This window comes from Priestia sp. USM5 (assembly GCF_058323215.1).
Map to the genome: position 1 here is coordinate 4,590,896 of NZ_JBSGKN010000001.1, position 19,105 is coordinate 4,610,000.

Here is a 19,105-nt window from a genome sequence, read left to right on the forward strand (position 1 = left end):
GTCCTCGCATGTTACACGTGAAACACCCCTTTTAACTATACTTATTTTATCTTCGTGCCGTTTGCTAAGTTTTGATCTACGCTTGCTAGTGAAAGACCATTCTCATCTTCACCGGCTAAAATCATTCCTTGTGATAGTTCGCCGCGCAATTTTACAGGTTTTAAGTTGGTTACACAAATTACTTTGCGACCTACTAATTCTTCAGGCTTATAAAACTTGGCAATACCTGATACAACTTGGCGTTTTTCATAGCCAAGATCAAGCTGCAGCTTTAATAGTTTATCTGCCTTCTTAACTGGTTCTACTTGCGTAACTTGCGCTACACGAAGCTCTACTTTCATGAAATCATCAATCGTAATCTCTTCAGAAGGCTCTTCCTTCACAACAGGTTTTTCTTCCTTCGGAGCACTTCCTTGCATCTGCTCTTTAATAAACGCTACCTCTTCTTCTCGATCTAGACGAGGGAACATTGGCTCACCTTTTTCTACTTTTGTGCCTTCTTTAAGCATATTAAAGCGCGTCGTGCTTTCCCACGTTTTTAACACATCTTCTTTTACACCGATCTGAGCAAAAATTTTCTCAGGTGTACGTGTTAAGAATGGCTGTAGTAATACCGCAATGTGACGAATTGATTCAGCTAGATGTGTCATAACGGAAGCAAGTTCTGCACGCTTATTCTCATCTTTTGCTAACGCCCAAGGCTGCGTTTCATCAATGTATTTATTCGTGCGGCTTACATATTGCCAGATAGAAGCAAGAGCCACTGAAAACTCCATATCCTCCATCGCTTCTTCATATTTATTCACTGTATCTTTTTGAGCTTGTACGATAAGTGCATCAAACTCTGTTACATTTCCTTCATAAGTCGGAATAACACCATCAAAATACTTATTAATCATCGCCACTGTACGGTTAACTAGGTTGCCAAGGTCATTTGCTAAGTCAAAGTTAATACGTTCAACAAACGCTTCTGGTGTGAATACACCGTCTGAACCGAATGGAACTTCACGAAGCAAGTAGTAACGAAGGGCATCTAACCCATAGCGGTCAATCAATGTCACTGGGTCTACTACATTCCCTTTTGACTTCGACATCTTTCCATCTTTCATTAATAACCAGCCGTGAGCAAATACTTTCTTAGGAAGTGGCAAATCAAGTGCCATCAACATGATTGGCCAATAAATGGTATGGAAACGTACGATTTCTTTTCCTACTAAATGTACGTTAGCCGGCCAGTATTTTCGATAGTTTTCATCATTCTCAGTATCATACCCAAGAGAGGTGATATAGTTAGAAAGCGCATCAATCCATACGTAAATAACGTGTTTTGGGTTACCTGGAACTTTTACCCCCCAATCAAACGTCGTACGAGAAACAGCTAAGTCTTCAAGACCCGGCTTAATAAAATTATTGATCATTTCGTTTTTACGAGACTCCGGTTGAATAAATGAAGGGTTCTCTTCATAAAAAGCTAGTAAACGATCTACGTATTTCCCCATTTTAAAGAAATAGGACTCTTCTCGAACGAGCTCTACAGGGTGTCCGCTATCCGGGCTTTTCCCACCTACAACTTTTCCATTTTCAACGATTGGATCTACTAGTTGATGCTCTGTATAGTACGTCTCATCGGGAACTGAATACCAACCTTCATACTCATCAAGATAAATATCACCTTGTTCTAAAAGGCGCGCGAAAATCTTTTCCACGATTTCTTTATGTCTTGGTTCTGTTGTACGGATAAAATCGTCATACGAAATATCCATCTTATCCCACAGCTCTTTGATTCCAGAGACAATATCATCTACGTATTGCTGAGGTGTCACGTTTTTCTCTTCTGCTTTTCGCTGAATTTTTTGACCATGTTCATCCGTACCTGTTAAATAACGTACGTCAAACCCTCTCAAACGTTTATAACGAGCCATTGCATCTCCCGCTACCGTCGTGTATGCGTGCCCTATATGTAATTTACCACTCGGATAATAAATCGGCGTAGTAATGTAAAATGTATTATTTCCATCTGCCATGTTCATAACCTCCAACATTCCATTTCAACATTTTGATTTATATGGATGTAATCATATAAACCCTGTCTTCTTATTCTACTATCTATCATACTATTTTACATGATAATTTCAAAACATTCTCTTCCTATATACACGGGAATATGACGGATTCACTTCATTTTTAAATAATCTTTATTTTCCCAAAAAATAATCCTGTTAATTGTATCAGCTTCGCCCTATTTTTATATAAAATATACCCCCATTCAAAAAGTCACTTTGATAAAAACGACAAATAGGTCTAATTTTGTCGTTTTATGTCGAATTATATTTACCCTATCTTCAAAATAGTTAATATCAAGCTATTTAGGCGATTAATCTTTTTTCCAATGAAACCCCTTGTCATTCCTTGACTGACGGTCACAATTAGCTTCTAAACGAGTCGGGGAAAAAATTTTTTCCCAGCTACATTTTTTTACATATAAAATGATTGACTAGTTTTGGAAACGCTGGTATTATGAAAGTACGTTGAAATTGTCGAATAATGACGAAAGTAATAACATAGAAAAATGATCATTGAGAGGAGAACGATTAACATGAAATCTACAGGTATTGTTCGTAAAGTTGATGAATTAGGACGCGTAGTAATTCCAATTGAATTACGTCGTACATTAGGAATTGCAGAGAAAGATGCTCTAGAAATCTATGTAGATGAAGAGCGCATCATCTTAAAAAAATATAAACCAAACATGACTTGCCAAGTAACAGGTGAAGTATCTGATGATAACATTCAACTTGCTAGCGGCAAATTAATTCTAAGCCGTGAAGGTGCAGAACAAATCATGAAAGAACTTCAAGATTCTTTACAAGCTTCTAAATAAAACGAAAAGCTGTCTATGATAGACAGCTTTTTTTAATGTACGTGATATTCACTATAAATGTCTCGTTTTGATACATCTCGGTCTTTTGCCACTTGCTTAATCGCTTCTTTGTTTGAAAGTCCTTCTTCTACATAGTGATCAACGTGCTCGATAATGGTGAGCTGTTCCCACCATAGATTACTTTCATCTGGCGCTTCTTCATTTGTCCCTTCAAGAATTAAGCAGAATTCCCCTCTAATATCTGTGGCATTTGTCCATTCAATTGCTTCTAATACGCTTCCTCTTAAAAATTCTTCATAGCGTTTGGTTAACTCTCTACATAACACAATAGATCGGTTCCCTAAAATTTCTTCTATACTCTTTAGCGTTTCTTTTAATCGATGAGGGGCTTCATAAAATATCATGCTTTCTTTAATATACTGAAGCTCTTGAAGCTGTTCTTTACGCTGTTTTTTATTTCTGTTTAAAAATCCATAGAAATAAAACTGCCCTGTAGGTAGACCAGAAGCAATTAAAGCTGTTAATGCTGCGTTAGGCCCCGGCAGCGGAACAACCGTATATCCTTCTTTAACGGCAGCTACCACTAACTCATAACCAGGATCTGAAATACAGGGCATACCCGCGTCGCTTACTAAAGCAATATTTTTTTCACTGTCCAAGTCGCTTAACAGCTGTTCACTTTTTGTATGTTTATTATGTTCATGATAACTTGTAATAGGCGTATCGATTTCAAAGTGGTTACATAGTTTTCTCGTTTGTCTCGTATCTTCTGCGGCAATATAATCAACTTCTTTTAAAATTCGAATCGCACGAAATGTCATATCCTCTAAGTTTCCAATAGGAGTGGGAACTAAATATAAAACGCCTCGTTCATTCGATACATCATAACTTTTTTGTGATTTCATTCTGCTTTTCTTGCTCCCTTCGAATGTAAGCCTGTTTTTGCACTCTGCTTAACTGTTTGAACCAATACTCTTTTTGCATAGCTTCTGTTTTAGAAGTAAACACCTCATGCCAAATTAATGAAACAGGCCTTCTTGCTCTCGTATATTTTGCCCCTTTCCCTTCATTATGGACAGAAATACGTTTTTGCAAATTATTCGTGTAACCAGCGTAATACGTACAGTCCTTGCATTCAACTACATAAAAATAATGATTATTCTGTTCCATATAAAATCCTTTTTAATTCGTCCGTGTATTCATCATTATCTTGGTAGACCACCAGCGGAGGAAGAATCTTTAAATCTGGACTTCCATCCTTCGTACCTTCAATTAAAAGTGTATTTGCTTCTTTCCCATCTTTAGGATAGACAAACTGAAGTCTCTTTGGCTCTAAACGGTATTGCCTCATTAACGTAACGATATCTAATAGTCTCCCTGGACGGTGAACCAATGCTACTTTTCCGCCTTGCTTAACTAGTTGACTACTGGCTCTAATCACATCTTCCAACGAACAATGAATTTCGTGGCGAGCGATTGCAAAGTGTTCGTTTTCATTTATTTCTTCTTTATTGGATGTGGTGAAATAAGGAGGATTACATGTTACAACATCATATTTTCCATAACCCAGTTCTTGAGGTGCATTTTTTAAATCACCATGTATCATTTTAATCTGCCCATCCAGCTGATTATACGCAATACTTCTTTGTGCCATACTATGTAGCCGCTCTTGAATTTCTACACCAATGATTTTTCCCTTTGTTCGTTTAGATAAAAACAGTGGGATTACACCGTTTCCTGAACATAAATCAACCAAGTTGCCTTTACGAATTGGGACATAAGCAAAGTGAGATAAAAGCACAGCATCCAATGAAAAGGAAAAGACAGATGGACTTTGAATAATGCGCATTTCCTCATCGGCTAATAGATAATCTAAACGTTCATCTCCATATAACTCAACCATAATCGTTCTTCTCCTTGTACATCTATTATTTACATCTTTTACTCATAAAAAGAACCTCTCCAAAAGGGAGAGGTGTTGTTACTTTTTATTTAAAAATGACAAGCAAAACAAACAGTCTCCATCTTTACGCACACTTCCATAATGAATGTTACAAATATGAAAACCCTCTTGGTAAAGGCGAGCCAAATTGTCATATCCTTCTCCGATATCAATTTGTTTTTGCTCTTTTGTTTGAGCGCTTGCTTTTGAATGTCTATTTTTCAGCTTCGTTTCGAAGTTTGTCTGGTCAAGGCGACGGCGCAAATGATCATTTTCTATTTGCAGATGATGATTTTCTTCAATTAGCTCAGCAAGATGCTCTTTCAACTCACCTAACTGCTTATATAAATGACCAATTTGTTCCTCCATGTTTGTCACCGAATCAAAAATCTCTTTTTTATCCACCTTTGCCCACCTCGTTAATCTGTGGCTTGAAACGAAACAGCACCTTCATTATTGATCTCATCCAGAGTATACTCTAAAATTTGTTCGTGATCTGACAGTTCCACTTGAATAATTCTTTCCAAAATATTCAAACCTACTACACGTCCTGAACCATCTGAAGTTTTAATTGTTGAGCCTATATCAGGAAGCTGTTCTTTTGCCGTTTCATACTCATCATTTTCATATTTTAAACAACACATCAAACGTCCGCATAAACCAGAAATTTTCGTTGGATTAAGCGATAGGTTTTGGTCTTTGGCCATCTTAATAGAAACCGGCTCAAAATCACCTAAAAACGTTGAGCAACATAGCATACGTCCACAAGGACCTATCCCACCCAACAGTTTTGCCTCGTCTCGTACACCAATTTGACGAAGCTCAATTCGCGTACGGAAAATAGCAGCTAAATCTTTAACTAGCTCTCTAAAATCAATACGGCCGTCTGCTGTAAAATAAAAAATGACTTTATTACGATCAAACGTATATTCTACATCTACTAACTTCATATCTAAATCGTGTGATTGAATTTTTTGCACGCATACGTCATACGCTTCTCTAGCAGCTTGTTTATTTTCATCCACAATCAGCCTGTCTTTTTGTTCAGCAATGCGGATTACTTTTTTCAAAGGAAGCACGACATCATGTTCACTTACTTGTTTTTTGTTAATAACCACTCTGCCAAATTCAACACCACGAACTGTTTCTACAATAACAAACTCACCATCTGGAATTGTAAGTTCTCCAGGGTCAAAATAATATATTTTTCCCGCTTTTTTAAAGCGAACGCCTACTACATCATACAAGCTTTTATCCCTCCTGCAAATCCAACACCAGCTGTTCCATTAATAACTGTAGATTCATATTTGAATTTAATTTATTTTTGGCCTTCAAGATAACCTCTAAGCGATAAATCGCTTTTTCCTGCGTTGTCTGAAGAGCTTGCTGTTTTAATTCTTCTATTTTATGACGATAGACGATTTTAGACTCTTGTCCAACTTGCAGCGTCAACAAATCACGGTAAAGAAGCATCAATAAAGTTAAACCAATATGAGCTTGTTCTTTTTCTTTAAAATGTGTTACCCACTTTTCATGAATAAAAAGAAGAGCTTGTTGAGGTCTCGTTGTTAACACTTCATATAATTGTATCACTAACTTTATTGCAAGTCCAAACCATTCATCTTTACTTAATTCAATTGCTTCATCAATGCTGTTTGTTAAATTAGACAAGATGGACGCATCTACTGCGGAAAGGCCATTTTCTACTAGTTTTTCAGCTAACTGTTCTGGTGTAAGAGATCGAAATGATATTACTTGGCAACGTGAGATAATCGTATCTAATAAGCGCTGTATATTTTCTGTTAATAAAATTGCATAAGTTCCGTTGCCAGGCTCTTCTAAAAATTTCAGTAAACTATTTGCTGCGCTTACTGTCATTTTATCAACATGATTCACAATATATAACTTTTTATTAGATTCAACACCGGTTTTTGTGAATTCTGATTGCAAGAATTGAATTTGCTCTTTTTTAATCGATAAACCAGCTGGCTCAATCAAGTGAATATCTGGATGATTACCTGAATCAATTCGCCGGCAGTTACTGCACTCATGGCATGGCCTATGATTAACTGGATTTTGGCAAAACAGTGCTTTAGCAAACAAAAAACTAATTTGTTTTTTACCTGTTCCTTTGCTTCCTTCAAATAAATAAGCATGAGCAACTCGCTCTTTAAGTAAGCTGTTTTGCAAAATCTTTAATACGTTCGGCTGAAGAGCTTCAAGCTGTTCCCATGTATTTCCCATTCAATCATCACTTTCTATTTAAAATCTTCTCTCTTAAAATTGATGAAATTGATCTACTGGTAGTACGAATACTGTAGCTCCGCCCACTTCAACTTCAACAGGATACGGAATGTATGAATCTGCATTACCACCCATCGGTGCCACAGGAGAAATCATCTGTCTGCGGTTTTCACATTGGCCCTTAATAATATCAAGTACTTCATCTACTTTATGATCATCTGTACCAATCATAATTGTTGTATTCCCTGATTTTAAAAATCCGCCCGTACTTGATAATTTGGTTGAACGAAATCCTCTTTCTACAAGTGCATTTAAAAGCTTTGAGCTATCTGAATCTTGAATAACGGCCATTACTAATTTCATGAATAACACCTCATTTTACTTTATTGTTAAGAATAGTATAGCAAGAATAACAATCATCTGTATTTATTTTAAAATCAATTGTATCTGTTTATAAGCTTCTTCACAGACCTTTTCAATGGATTGATTTGCATCAATTCGGCGAATACGCTCTGGAAATTGACTCAAAAGAGATAGATATCCATCTCGTACTTTGTAATGAAAGTCTAAGGATTCTAAATCTAATCGATTAATCTCATCTTTTCGACCTTTATTAATTCTTTCTAATCCTACCTCAGGCTCAATATCAAAATATAAAGTGGCCTGTGGCATCGTTTGCTCAATAGCAAATTGATTGATAGCAAAAATATCTTCTACACCTATCCCCCGCGCATTTCCTTGATAAGCAAGTGAGCTATCAATAAAACGGTCACATAATACTATATTCCCTTTATTTAGCTCAGGAATCACTTTTTCTACAAGATGTTGTCTCCTAGCCGCAGCGTAAAGAAGTGCTTCTGTTCTGGCATCCATTTCCGTGTTAGATGGATTTAAGATGATTTCACGAATTTGTTCAGCAATTCGTATGCCTCCAGGCTCTCTTGTTAATACAATGTTATAGCCATCTTGTATTAATTTTTGTTGAACCATATGGATGATGGTCGTCTTACCAGCACCCTCTGGCCCTTCGAATGTAATAAACGTTCCTGACATGTATAAATTCCTTTCTCTATTTAAATACTTCTATCTTTCCTTCTTCCATACAAGAGCCGCCTTGAATATGACCATTTAACCTTTGAATATGCAAAATATAGTCAATATGATTGCTCGTAATCGTTTCTCCCTCCATTAAAATAGGAATTCCAGGAGGATATGGAATAATAGATTGTGCGCTTACACACCCAATCGCTTCTTCAAACGAACACATATGCTTTGTCCTTAATTTTCTTTCTTCCATAGACAGGAGAACCGTTGCCCTTGAAAAACGAAATGGTTTGATTAGTGGTTTTTCATACGACTTACGCTTTATATTTGCTACTGCTTGTCTAACCCGCTTAATTGTATCATTAAAGTCCCAACTGCTGCTTAACGGTAGAACAAACAATACATAGTTAACGTCAGCTAGTTCTGTATAAATATCTTGTTTTTCCAGTTCCTTTTGCAAATCATATCCTGTTGCCGCGGAACAAGTCAATGTCATTTTCAAAAGGTCGGTAGTAGTTTGATCTGTTTCCACATTAATAGTTGAAAGTGTATCAATCTTATTAATCTTTTCAACAAACGAATGAATATTGTCAGTCATTCTATCGATATCATGCTGTGTAAACTGCTGCAGATAATACCGTGCCAAATCGAGAGAAGCCATAATAGGGTATGAAGGACTGCTTGACTGAAGCACTTGTAGGTAATGGCGCACCGCTTGCTTATTCACTAATGTTCCCTGCATATGTAAATAAGAACCCATTGTCATAGCTGGTAGCGTTTTATGTGCTGACTGAACGACAAGGTCAGCTCCATACGTAACAGCTGACGACGGAAAAGGATTGCCTAAAATAAAATGGGCTCCATGAGCTTCATCAATAACTATAGGAATATTGTAGCTATGAATAAAGTCAATGGTCTCCTTTAAATCTCGTGCCACCCCGTAGTAAGTAGGATTTGTTAATACAAATGCTTTTATATCCTCAGAACGCTCTAAAGCCGCTTTAATTGTTTTAATGGATACACCTGTACTAAGATGTGTTTTTGAATCTATTTCAGGAGCTAAAAAAATAGGTGATGCCTTTGATAAAGTAATAGCATTAAAAATAGATTTATGAGAATCTCTTTGAACAGCAATTTTATCTCCTTCTTGACAAAGAGATAAAATTGCTGAGAGGTTGCCTACAGTAGAACCATTAACTAAAAAAAAGCTTTCATCTACTCCATACAACTTTGCCGTTAACTCTTGTGCTTCTTTAATAACAGATTCTGCTTCATGTAAATCATCTAATCCGCTAATTTCCGTTAGATCGTATTGCAAAAAATCTGCGTAAGAAGACTGAATATGTGAAGGTAGAATTTGACCATTTTTATGGCCGGGCACGTGGTAAGAGAGTGACCTCTTTTCGCTATGCCTTACTAAACGGTTATATAAAGGTAAATATGTATCCATACATCCATTCCTTACTTTTTGTAAATATAACATTGTTAACTTGATAAAAGAATATGTAAGCATTTTTCCTATCAAAATTCATTTTTCTTTCATTATAACAAACTTAGATGATTTTTTTGAGCCATATAAAGAAGCCCTTATAAAAAAGGGCTTTTAGTAAGAAAACGCTCCTGATATTCTCTTTAATTGATTTACTAACAATTGATAACGAAAATGAGATGAATCCACCTCTACAATCTCTACCTCGCAGTGTTGGCATATAAAGCTGGAAAACACCTCAATACCCTTTGTATGCTGTTCATGACAAACGGAACATGTTTTAATTTGTTTTTCCATTACTCTCCACCTCCACTAAATAAGTATCGACAAGATGTAACTTCTTTATGCAGTTCATTTACCCCATTTTATGTAGATAGCTTATACTTTGTGAATAATAAAAAAAGACTAGCTAAAATAGCTAGTCTTTTTTCAAGTGCCTGGCAACGTCCTACTCTCACAGGGACAAAGTCCCAACTACCATTGGCGCTAAAGAGCTTAACTTCCGTGTTCGGTATGGGAACGGGTGTGACCTCTTCGCTATCGCCACCAGACAAGAGATTGTTCTCTCAAAACTAGGTAACAGTTTGCTGAGTAAAGCTTACGCTTTTAAAAGTTTGGTTAAGTCCTCGATCGATTAGTATCAGTCAGCTACACATGTCGCCACGCTTCCACCTCTGACCTATCAACCTGATCATCTTTCAGGGATCTTACTAGCTTGCGCTATGGGAAATCTCATCTTGAGGGGGGCTTCATGCTTAGATGCTTTCAGCACTTATCCCGTCCACACATAGCTACCCAGCGATGCCTTTGGCAAGACAACTGGTACACCAGCGGTGTGTCCATCCCGGTCCTCTCGTACTAAGGACAGCTCCTCTCAAATTTCCTACGCCCACGACGGATAGGGACCGAACTGTCTCACGACGTTCTGAACCCAGCTCGCGTACCGCTTTAATGGGCGAACAGCCCAACCCTTGGGACCGACTACAGCCCCAGGATGCGATGAGCCGACATCGAGGTGCCAAACCTCCCCGTCGATGTGGACTCTTGGGGGAGATAAGCCTGTTATCCCCGGGGTAGCTTTTATCCGTTGAGCGATGGCCCTTCCATGCGGAACCACCGGATCACTAAGCCCGACTTTCGTCCCTGCTCGACTTGTAGGTCTCGCAGTCAAGCTCCCTTGTGCCTTTACACTCTACGAATGATTTCCAACCATTCTGAGGGAACCTTTGGGCGCCTCCGTTACATTTTAGGAGGCGACCGCCCCAGTCAAACTGCCCACCTGACACTGTCTCCCGGCCCGATCAGGGCCGCGGGTTAGAATTTCAATACAGCCAGGGTAGTATCCCACCGACGCCTCCACCGAAGCTAGCGCTCCGGCTTCTCAGGCTCCTACCTATCCTGTACAAGCTGTACCAAAATTCAATATCAGGCTACAGTAAAGCTCCACGGGGTCTTTCCGTCCTGTCGCGGGTAACCTGCATCTTCACAGGTACTATAATTTCACCGAGTCTCTCGTTGAGACAGTGCCCAGATCGTTACGCCTTTCGTGCGGGTCGGAACTTACCCGACAAGGAATTTCGCTACCTTAGGACCGTTATAGTTACGGCCGCCGTTTACTGGGGCTTCGATTCAGAGCTTCTCCCAAAGGATAACCCCTCCTCTTAACCTTCCAGCACCGGGCAGGCGTCAGCCCCTATACTTCGCCTTGCGGCTTCGCAGAGACCTGTGTTTTTGCTAAACAGTCGCCTGGGCCTATTCACTGCGGCTCTCTCGGGCTATACACCCTACCAGAGCACCCCTTCTCCCGAAGTTACGGGGTCATTTTGCCGAGTTCCTTAACGAGAGTTCTCTCGATCACCTTAGGATTCTCTCCTCGCCTACCTGTGTCGGTTTGCGGTACGGGCACCTCCCGCCTCGCTAGAGGCTTTTCTTGGCAGTGTGGAATCAGGAACTTCGGTACTATAATTCCCTCGTCATCACAGCTCAGCTTTCATGATGAGCGGATTTGCCTACTCATCAGCCTAACTGCTTGAACGCGCATATCCAGCAGCGCGCTTACCCTATCCTACTGCGTCCCCCCATTACTCAAACGGCGGGGAGGTGGTACAGGAATATCAACCTGTTGGCCATCGCCTACGCTTTTCAGCCTCGGCTTAGGTCCCGACTAACCCTGAGCGGACGAGCCTTCCTCAGGAAACCTTAGGCATTCGGTGGACAAGATTCTCACTTGTCTTTCGCTACTCATACCGGCATTCTCACTTCTAAGCGCTCCACCAGTCCTTACGGTCTGACTTCGCTGCACTTAGAACGCTCTCCTACCACTGACATCAAAGATGTCAATCCACAGCTTCGGTGATACGTTTAGCCCCGGTACATTTTCGGCGCAGAGTCACTCGACCAGTGAGCTATTACGCACTCTTTAAATGGTGGCTGCTTCTAAGCCAACATCCTGGTTGTCTAAGCAACTCCACATCCTTTTCCACTTAACGTATACTTGGGGACCTTAGCTGGTGGTCTGGGCTGTTTCCCTTTTGACTACGGATCTTATCACTCGCAGTCTGACTCCCATGGATAAGTCTTTGGCATTCGGAGTTTGACTGAATTCGGTAACCCGTTGGGGGCCCCTAGTCCAATCAGTGCTCTACCTCCAAGACTCTCACAACATGAGGCTAGCCCTAAAGCTATTTCGGAGAGAACCAGCTATCTCCAGGTTCGATTGGAATTTCTCCGCTACCCACACCTCATCCCCGCACTTTTCAACGTGCGTGGGTTCGGGCCTCCATTCAGTGTTACCTGAACTTCACCCTGGACATGGGTAGATCACCTGGTTTCGGGTCTACAACCACATACTAAACGCCCTATTCAGACTCGCTTTCGCTACGGCTCCGCCTTATCAGCTTAACCTTGCATGGGATCGTAACTCGCCGGTTCATTCTACAAAAGGCACGCCATCACCCATTAACGGGCTCTGACTACTTGTAGGCACACGGTTTCAGGATCTCTTTCACTCCCCTTCCGGGGTGCTTTTCACCTTTCCCTCACGGTACTGGTTCACTATCGGTCACTAGGTAGTATTTAGCCTTGGGAGATGGTCCTCCCAGCTTCCGACGGAATTTCACGTGTTCCGCCGTACTCAGGATCCACTCAAGAGGGAACGAAGTTTCAACTACAGGGTTGTTACCTTCTTCGACGGACCTTTCCAGGTCGCTTCATTTACTTCGTTCCTTTGTAACTCCGTATAGAGTGTCCTACAACCCCAAGAGGCAAGCCTCTTGGTTTGGGCTAATTCCGTTTCGCTCGCCGCTACTCAGGAAATCGCATTTGCTTTCTCTTCCTCCGGGTACTTAGATGTTTCAGTTCCCCGGGTCTGCCTTCAATATCCTATGTATTCAGATAAAGATACTGTTCCATTACGAACAGTGGGTTTCCCCATTCGGAAATCTCCGGATCAAAGCTCACTTACAGCTCCCCGAAGCATATCGGTGTTAGTCCCGTCCTTCATCGGCTCCTAGTGCCAAGGCATTCACCGTGCGCCCTTTCTAACTTAACCATTAGCGAATAAATGGTACAACATAAAGTTGTGTTATTTATTGGTTTGATTAAAGAAAAGTTTCACTTTTCCTCAGCAATTACTGTTATCTAGTTTTCAAAGAACAATCGCAACCAAAATTCTTCTTATCTAATAAGAAGAAAGTAGTATGCTTTCTATAATTGAGAGATTGAACTCTCAAAACTGAACAAAGTGTCAAAACGTACGTCATGTAAAAATCCTTAGAAAGGAGGTGATCCAGCCGCACCTTCCGATACGGCTACCTTGTTACGACTTCACCCCAATCATCTGTCCCACCTTAGGCGGCTAGCTCCTTACGGTTACTCCACCGACTTCGGGTGTTACAAACTCTCGTGGTGTGACGGGCGGTGTGTACAAGGCCCGGGAACGTATTCACCGCGGCATGCTGATCCGCGATTACTAGCGATTCCAGCTTCATGTAGGCGAGTTGCAGCCTACAATCCGAACTGAGAATGGTTTTATGGGATTGGCTTGACCTCGCGGTCTTGCAGCCCTTTGTACCATCCATTGTAGCACGTGTGTAGCCCAGGTCATAAGGGGCATGATGATTTGACGTCATCCCCACCTTCCTCCGGTTTGTCACCGGCAGTCACCTTAGAGTGCCCAACTAAATGCTGGCAACTAAGATCAAGGGTTGCGCTCGTTGCGGGACTTAACCCAACATCTCACGACACGAGCTGACGACAACCATGCACCACCTGTCACTCTGTCCCCCGAAGGGGAACGCTCTATCTCTAGAGTTGTCAGAGGATGTCAAGACCTGGTAAGGTTCTTCGCGTTGCTTCGAATTAAACCACATGCTCCACCGCTTGTGCGGGCCCCCGTCAATTCCTTTGAGTTTCAGTCTTGCGACCGTACTCCCCAGGCGGAGTGCTTAATGCGTTAGCTGCAGCACTAAAGGGCGGAAACCCTCTAACACTTAGCACTCATCGTTTACGGCGTGGACTACCAGGGTATCTAATCCTGTTTGCTCCCCACGCTTTCGCGCCTCAGCGTCAGTTACAGACCAAAAAGCCGCCTTCGCCACTGGTGTTCCTCCACATCTCTACGCATTTCACCGCTACACGTGGAATTCCGCTTTTCTCTTCTGCACTCAAGTTCCCCAGTTTCCAATGACCCTCCACGGTTGAGCCGTGGGCTTTCACATCAGACTTAAGAAACCGCCTGCGCGCGCTTTACGCCCAATAATTCCGGATAACGCTTGCCACCTACGTATTACCGCGGCTGCTGGCACGTAGTTAGCCGTGGCTTTCTGGTTAGGTACCGTCAAGGTACGAGCAGTTACTCTCGTACTTGTTCTTCCCTAACAACAGAGTTTTACGACCCGAAAGCCTTCATCACTCACGCGGCGTTGCTCCGTCAGACTTTCGTCCATTGCGGAAGATTCCCTACTGCTGCCTCCCGTAGGAGTCTGGGCCGTGTCTCAGTCCCAGTGTGGCCGATCACCCTCTCAGGTCGGCTATGCATCGTTGCCTTGGTGAGCCGTTACCTCACCAACTAGCTAATGCACCGCGGGCCCATCTGTAAGTGATAGCCGAAACCATCTTTCAATCATCTCCCATGAAGGAGAAGATCCTATCCGGTATTAGCTTCGGTTTCCCGAAGTTATCCCAGTCTTACAGGCAGGTTGCCCACGTGTTACTCACCCGTCCGCCGCTAACGTCTTAGAAGCAAGCTTCTAATCAGTTCGCTCGACTTGCATGTATTAGGCACGCCGCCAGCGTTCATCCTGAGCCAGGATCAAACTCTCCGAAGAAATGTTTGACTTGCTCAATTTAAAAATAAAAATTAACGTTGACGTTTGTCGCTTTGTTCAGTTTTCAAAGTTCAAAATTCCGATTGGTGGAGCCTAGCGGGATCGAACCGCTGACCTCCTGCGTGCAAGGCAGGCGCTCTCCCAGCTGAGCTAAGGCCCCATAAATGGTCGGGAAGACAGGATTCGAACCTGCGACCCCTTGGTCCCAAACCAAGTGCTCTACCAAGCTGAGCTACTTCCCGTTTATGGCGCGCCCGAGAGGAGTCGAACCCCTAACCTTTTGATCCGTAGTCAAACGCTCTATCCAATTGAGCTACGGGCGCTTATTAAAATGGTGCCGAGGGCCGGACTTGAACCGGCACGGTAGTCACCTACCGCAGGATTTTAAGTCCTGTGTGTCTGCCAATTCCACCACCCCGGCAGGACTTATATATGTGGAGCGGAAGACGAGGTTCGAACTCGCGACCCCCACCTTGGCAAGGTGGTGTTCTACCACTGAACTACTTCCGCACATATATGAAATTAAGTAAAGATGCGGGTGAAGGGACTTGAACCCCCACGTCGTAAGACACTAGATCCTAAGTCTAGCGCGTCTGCCAATTCCGCCACACCCGCGTGTGAATATAAATGGTGAGCCATGAAGGACTCGAACCTTCGACCCTCTGATTAAAAGTCAGATGCTCTACCAACTGAGCTAATGGCTCGAAAAACTGGTGCCGGCAAGAGGACTTGAACCCCCAACCTACTGATTACAAGTCAGTTGCTCTACCAGTTGAGCTACACCGGCAAATGGTGGAGGATGACGGGATCGAACCGCCGACCCCCTGCTTGTAAGGCAGGTGCTCTCCCAGCTGAGCTAATCCTCCGATATAAAAGCCTGGCAACGTCCTACTCTCACAGGGACAAAGTCCCAACTACCATTGGCGCTAAAGAGCTTAACTTCCGTGTTCGGTATGGGAACGGGTGTGACCTCTTCGCTATCGCCACCAGACATATTATATTATACATGATTTAAAAAAGAAAGCAAGACTTTTTTAAAAAAGTTTTGTTCTTTCAAAACTAGATAACAGGTTGCTGAGTAAAGCTTACGCTTTTAAAGTTTGGTTAAGTCCTCGATCGATTAGTATCAGTCAGCTACACATGTCGCCACGCTTCCACCTCTGACCTATCAACCTGATCATCTTTCAGGGATCTTACTAGCTTGCGCTATGGGAAATCTCATCTTGAGGGGGGCTTCATGCTTAGATGCTTTCAGCACTTATCCCGTCCACACATAGCTACCCAGCGATGCCTTTGGCAAGACAACTGGTACACCAGCGGTGTGTCCATCCCGGTCCTCTCGTACTAAGGACAGCTCCTCTCAAATTTCCTACGCCCACGACGGATAGGGACCGAACTGTCTCACGACGTTCTGAACCCAGCTCGCGTACCGCTTTAATGGGCGAACAGCCCAACCCTTGGGACCGACTACAGCCCCAGGATGCGATGAGCCGACATCGAGGTGCCAAACCTCCCCGTCGATGTGGACTCTTGGGGGAGATAAGCCTGTTATCCCCGGGGTAGCTTTTATCCGTTGAGCGATGGCCCTTCCATGCGGAACCACCGGATCACTAAGCCCGACTTTCGTCCCTGCTCGACTTGTAGGTCTCGCAGTCAAGCTCCCTTGTGCCTTTACACTCTACGAATGATTTCCAACCATTCTGAGGGAACCTTTGGGCGCCTCCGTTACATTTTAGGAGGCGACCGCCCCAGTCAAACTGCCCACCTGACACTGTCTCCCGGCCCGATCAGGGCCGCGGGTTAGAATTTCAATACAGCCAGGGTAGTATCCCACCGACGCCTCCACCGAAGCTAGCGCTCCGGCTTCTCAGGCTCCTACCTATCCTGTACAAGCTGTACCAAAATTCAATATCAGGCTACAGTAAAGCTCCACGGGGTCTTTCCGTCCTGTCGCGGGTAACCTGCATCTTCACAGGTACTATAATTTCACCGAGTCTCTCGTTGAGACAGTGCCCAGATCGTTACGCCTTTCGTGCGGGTCGGAACTTACCCGACAAGGAATTTCGCTACCTTAGGACCGTTATAGTTACGGCCGCCGTTTACTGGGGCTTCGATTCAGAGCTTCTCCCAAAGGATAACCCCTCCTCTTAACCTTCCAGCACCGGGCAGGCGTCAGCCCCTATACTTCGCCTTGCGGCTTCGCAGAGACCTGTGTTTTTGCTAAACAGTCGCCTGGGCCTATTCACTGCGGCTCTCTCGGGCTATACACCCTACCAGAGCACCCCTTCTCCCGAAGTTACGGGGTCATTTTGCCGAGTTCCTTAACGAGAGTTCTCTCGATCACCTTAGGATTCTCTCCTCGCCTACCTGTGTCGGTTTGCGGTACGGGCACCTCCCGCCTCGCTAGAGGCTTTTCTTGGCAGTGTGGAATCAGGAACTTCGGTACTATAATTCCCTCGTCATCACAGCTCAGCCTTTATGATGAGCGGATTTGCCTACTCATCAGCCTAACTGCTTGAACGCGCATATCCAGCAGCGCGCTTACCCTATCCTACTGCGTCCCCCCATTACTCAAACGGCGGGGAGGTGGTACAGGAATATCAACCTGTTGGCCATCGCCTACGCTTTTCAGCCTCGGCTTAGGTCCCGACTAACCCTGAGCGGACGAGCCTTCCTCAGGAAACCTTAGGCATTCGGTGGACAAGATTCTCACTTGTCTTTCGCTACTCATACCGGCATTCTCACTTCTAAGCGCTCCACCAGTCCTTACGGTCTGACTTCGCTGCACTTAGAACGCTCTCCTACCACTGACATCAAAGATGTCAATCCACAGCTTCGGTGATACGTTTAGCCCCGGTACATTTTCGGCGCAGAGTCACTCGACCAGTGAGCTATTACGCACTCTTTAAATGGTGGCTGCTTCTAAGCCAACATCCTGGTTGTCTAAGCAACTCCACATCCTTTTCCACTTAACGTATACTTGGGGACCTTAGCTGGTGGTCTGGGCTGTTTCCCTTTTGACTACGGATCTTATCACTCGCAGTCTGACTCCCATGGATAAGTCTTTGGCATTCGGAGTTTGACTGAATTCGGTAACCCGTTGGGGGCCCCTAGTCCAATCAGTGCTCTACCTCCAAGACTCTCACAACATGAGGCTAGCCCTAAAGCTATTTCGGAGAGAACCAGCTATCTCCAGGTTCGATTGGAATTTCTCCGCTACCCACACCTCATCCCCGCACTTTTCAACGTGCGTGGGTTCGGGCCTCCATTCAGTGTTACCTGAACTTCACCCTGGACATGGGTAGATCACCTGGTTTCGGGTCTACAACCACATACTAAACGCCCTATTCAGACTCGCTTTCGCTACGGCTCCGCCTTATCAGCTTAACCTTGCATGGGATCGTAACTCGCCGGTTCATTCTACAAAAGGCACGCCATCACCCATTAACGGGCTCTGACTACTTGTAGGCACACGGTTTCAGGATCTCTTTCACTCCCCTTCCGGGGTGCTTTTCACCTTTCCCTCACGGTACTGGTTCACTATCGGTCACTAGGTAGTATTTAGCCTTGGGAGATGGTCCTCCCAGCTTCCGACGGAATTTCACGTGTTCCGCCGTACTCAGGATCCACTCAAGAGGGAACGAAGTTTCAACTACAGGGTTGTTACCTTCTTCGACGGACCTTTCCAGGTCGCTTCATTTACTTCGTTCCTTTGTAACTCCGTATAGAGTGTCCTACAACCCCAAGAGGCAAGCCTCTTGGTTTGGGCTAATTCCGTTTCGCTCGCCGCTACTCAGGAAATCGCATTTGCTTTCTCTTCCTCCGGGTACTTAGATGTTTCAGTTCCCCGGGTCTGCCTTCAATATCCTATGTATTCAGATAAAGATACTGTTCCATTACGAACAGTGGGTTTCCCCATTCGGAAATCTCCGGATCAAAGCTCACTTACAGCTCCCCGAAGCATATCGGTGTTAGTCCCGTCCTTCATCGGCTCCTAGTGCCAAGGCATTCACCGTGCGCCCTTTCTAACTTAACCATTAGCGAATAAATGGTACAACATAAAGTTGTGTTATTTATTGGTTTGATTAAAGAAAAGTTTCACTTTTCCTCAGCAATTACTGTTATCTAGTTTTCAAAGAACAATTGGTGGAGCCTAGCGGGATCGAACCGCTGACCTC

At 43.4% G+C, this 19,105-nt stretch carries 12 protein-coding genes, 10 tRNA genes and 5 rRNA genes (1 of these 27 only partly in view); 1 reads left to right on the forward strand and 26 read right to left on the reverse strand.

Annotation, left to right across the window (positions count from 1 at the left end; all coding sequences use genetic code 11):
* Window positions 1-41: 41 nt before the first annotated feature.
* Window positions 42-2,024, reverse strand: coding sequence for a methionine--tRNA ligase (gene metG / locus ACWATA_RS24160; RefSeq protein WP_028412634.1), 1,983 nt, complete (start codon window positions 2,022-2,024; stop codon window positions 42-44).
* A 566-nt stretch (window positions 2,025-2,590) separates the two neighbouring features.
* Here metG and abrB point away from each other — a divergent pair.
* Window positions 2,591-2,881 (forward strand): transition state genes transcriptional regulator AbrB, encoded by a 291-nt coding sequence (abrB, locus tag ACWATA_RS24165; protein WP_170836841.1) that lies wholly within the window; start codon window positions 2,591-2,593, stop codon window positions 2,879-2,881.
* A 32-nt stretch (window positions 2,882-2,913) separates the two neighbouring features.
* Here abrB and rsmI read toward each other — a convergent pair whose 3' ends face one another.
* The 25 genes from rsmI to ACWATA_RS24290 all read right to left on the reverse strand — a co-directional run.
* On the reverse strand, window positions 2,914-3,786 hold the full coding sequence (gene rsmI, locus ACWATA_RS24170) for a 16S rRNA (cytidine(1402)-2'-O)-methyltransferase (RefSeq protein WP_473050204.1): 873 nt from the start codon (window positions 3,784-3,786) through the stop codon (window positions 2,914-2,916).
* Complete coding sequence (locus ACWATA_RS24175; protein WP_013054850.1) at window positions 3,764-4,051, reverse strand: GIY-YIG nuclease family protein; 288 nt, start codon at window positions 4,049-4,051, stop codon at window positions 3,764-3,766. The genes rsmI and ACWATA_RS24175 overlap by 23 nt, the downstream gene beginning before the upstream one ends.
* The gene (locus ACWATA_RS24180) at window positions 4,038-4,784 is read right to left on the reverse strand and encodes a tRNA1(Val) (adenine(37)-N6)-methyltransferase (RefSeq protein WP_028412633.1); all 747 of its coding nucleotides are present in this window, start codon (window positions 4,782-4,784) and stop codon (window positions 4,038-4,040) included. The genes ACWATA_RS24175 and ACWATA_RS24180 overlap by 14 nt, the downstream gene beginning before the upstream one ends.
* Before the next feature lie 78 nt (window positions 4,785-4,862).
* On the reverse strand, window positions 4,863-5,228 hold the full coding sequence (gene yabA, locus ACWATA_RS24185; RefSeq protein WP_013054848.1) for a DNA replication initiation control protein YabA: 366 nt from the start codon (window positions 5,226-5,228) through the stop codon (window positions 4,863-4,865).
* A 14-nt stretch (window positions 5,229-5,242) separates the two neighbouring features.
* Window positions 5,243-6,070 (reverse strand): PSP1 domain-containing protein, encoded by an 828-nt coding sequence (locus ACWATA_RS24190; protein ID WP_013054847.1) that lies wholly within the window; start codon window positions 6,068-6,070, stop codon window positions 5,243-5,245.
* A gap of 4 nt (window positions 6,071-6,074) precedes the next feature.
* The gene (gene holB / locus ACWATA_RS24195) at window positions 6,075-7,067 is read right to left on the reverse strand and encodes a DNA polymerase III subunit delta' (RefSeq protein ID WP_013054846.1); all 993 of its coding nucleotides are present in this window, start codon (window positions 7,065-7,067) and stop codon (window positions 6,075-6,077) included.
* Between the two features lie 33 nt (window positions 7,068-7,100).
* The gene (darA, locus tag ACWATA_RS24200) at window positions 7,101-7,430 is read right to left on the reverse strand and encodes a cyclic di-AMP receptor DarA (protein ID WP_013054845.1); all 330 of its coding nucleotides are present in this window, start codon (window positions 7,428-7,430) and stop codon (window positions 7,101-7,103) included.
* A gap of 63 nt (window positions 7,431-7,493) precedes the next feature.
* Window positions 7,494-8,120: a dTMP kinase gene (gene tmk, locus ACWATA_RS24205; protein WP_028412632.1), complete on the reverse strand. Its 627-nt coding sequence runs from the start codon at window positions 8,118-8,120 to the stop codon at window positions 7,494-7,496.
* A gap of 16 nt (window positions 8,121-8,136) precedes the next feature.
* A complete protein-coding gene (locus tag ACWATA_RS24210; RefSeq protein ID WP_165635903.1) occupies window positions 8,137-9,561 on the reverse strand; it encodes an aminotransferase class I/II-fold pyridoxal phosphate-dependent enzyme in 1,425 nt (474 codons plus the stop codon).
* A gap of 153 nt (window positions 9,562-9,714) precedes the next feature.
* Window positions 9,715-9,897, reverse strand: a complete 183-nt coding sequence (locus ACWATA_RS24215; RefSeq protein ID WP_013081329.1) for a sigma factor G inhibitor Gin — start codon at window positions 9,895-9,897, stop codon at window positions 9,715-9,717.
* Between the two features lie 138 nt (window positions 9,898-10,035).
* A 5S ribosomal RNA gene (gene rrf / locus ACWATA_RS24220) occupies window positions 10,036-10,151 on the reverse strand.
* Between the two features lie 63 nt (window positions 10,152-10,214).
* Window positions 10,215-13,150 (reverse strand): 23S ribosomal RNA (locus ACWATA_RS24225).
* A 225-nt stretch (window positions 13,151-13,375) separates the two neighbouring features.
* Window positions 13,376-14,927, reverse strand: a 16S ribosomal RNA gene (locus tag ACWATA_RS24230).
* An 84-nt stretch (window positions 14,928-15,011) separates the two neighbouring features.
* Window positions 15,012-15,087: transfer RNA gene (locus tag ACWATA_RS24235), tRNA-Ala, on the reverse strand.
* Window positions 15,088-15,092: 5 nt separating this feature from the next.
* Window positions 15,093-15,169, reverse strand: a tRNA-Pro gene (locus ACWATA_RS24240).
* Window positions 15,170-15,173: 4 nt separating this feature from the next.
* A tRNA-Arg gene (locus tag ACWATA_RS24245) sits at window positions 15,174-15,250 on the reverse strand.
* Between the two features lie 9 nt (window positions 15,251-15,259).
* Window positions 15,260-15,348, reverse strand: a tRNA-Leu gene (locus ACWATA_RS24250).
* A gap of 14 nt (window positions 15,349-15,362) precedes the next feature.
* Window positions 15,363-15,437, reverse strand: a tRNA-Gly gene (locus ACWATA_RS24255).
* A 23-nt stretch (window positions 15,438-15,460) separates the two neighbouring features.
* Window positions 15,461-15,542, reverse strand: a tRNA-Leu gene (locus ACWATA_RS24260).
* A 13-nt stretch (window positions 15,543-15,555) separates the two neighbouring features.
* Window positions 15,556-15,631: transfer RNA gene (locus ACWATA_RS24265), tRNA-Lys, on the reverse strand.
* Window positions 15,632-15,638: 7 nt separating this feature from the next.
* A tRNA-Thr gene (locus ACWATA_RS24270) sits at window positions 15,639-15,714 on the reverse strand.
* A 3-nt stretch (window positions 15,715-15,717) separates the two neighbouring features.
* Window positions 15,718-15,793: transfer RNA gene (locus tag ACWATA_RS24275), tRNA-Val, on the reverse strand.
* Between the two features lie 9 nt (window positions 15,794-15,802).
* Window positions 15,803-15,918, reverse strand: a 5S ribosomal RNA gene (gene rrf, locus ACWATA_RS24280).
* Window positions 15,919-16,027: 109 nt separating this feature from the next.
* Window positions 16,028-18,963 (reverse strand): 23S ribosomal RNA (locus ACWATA_RS24285).
* Together the 16S, 23S and 5S rRNA genes with 10 tRNA genes alongside form the textbook arrangement of a ribosomal RNA operon.
* A 108-nt stretch (window positions 18,964-19,071) precedes the next feature.
* Window positions 19,072-19,105, reverse strand: a tRNA-Ala gene (locus ACWATA_RS24290) (it continues 42 nt past the right edge of the window).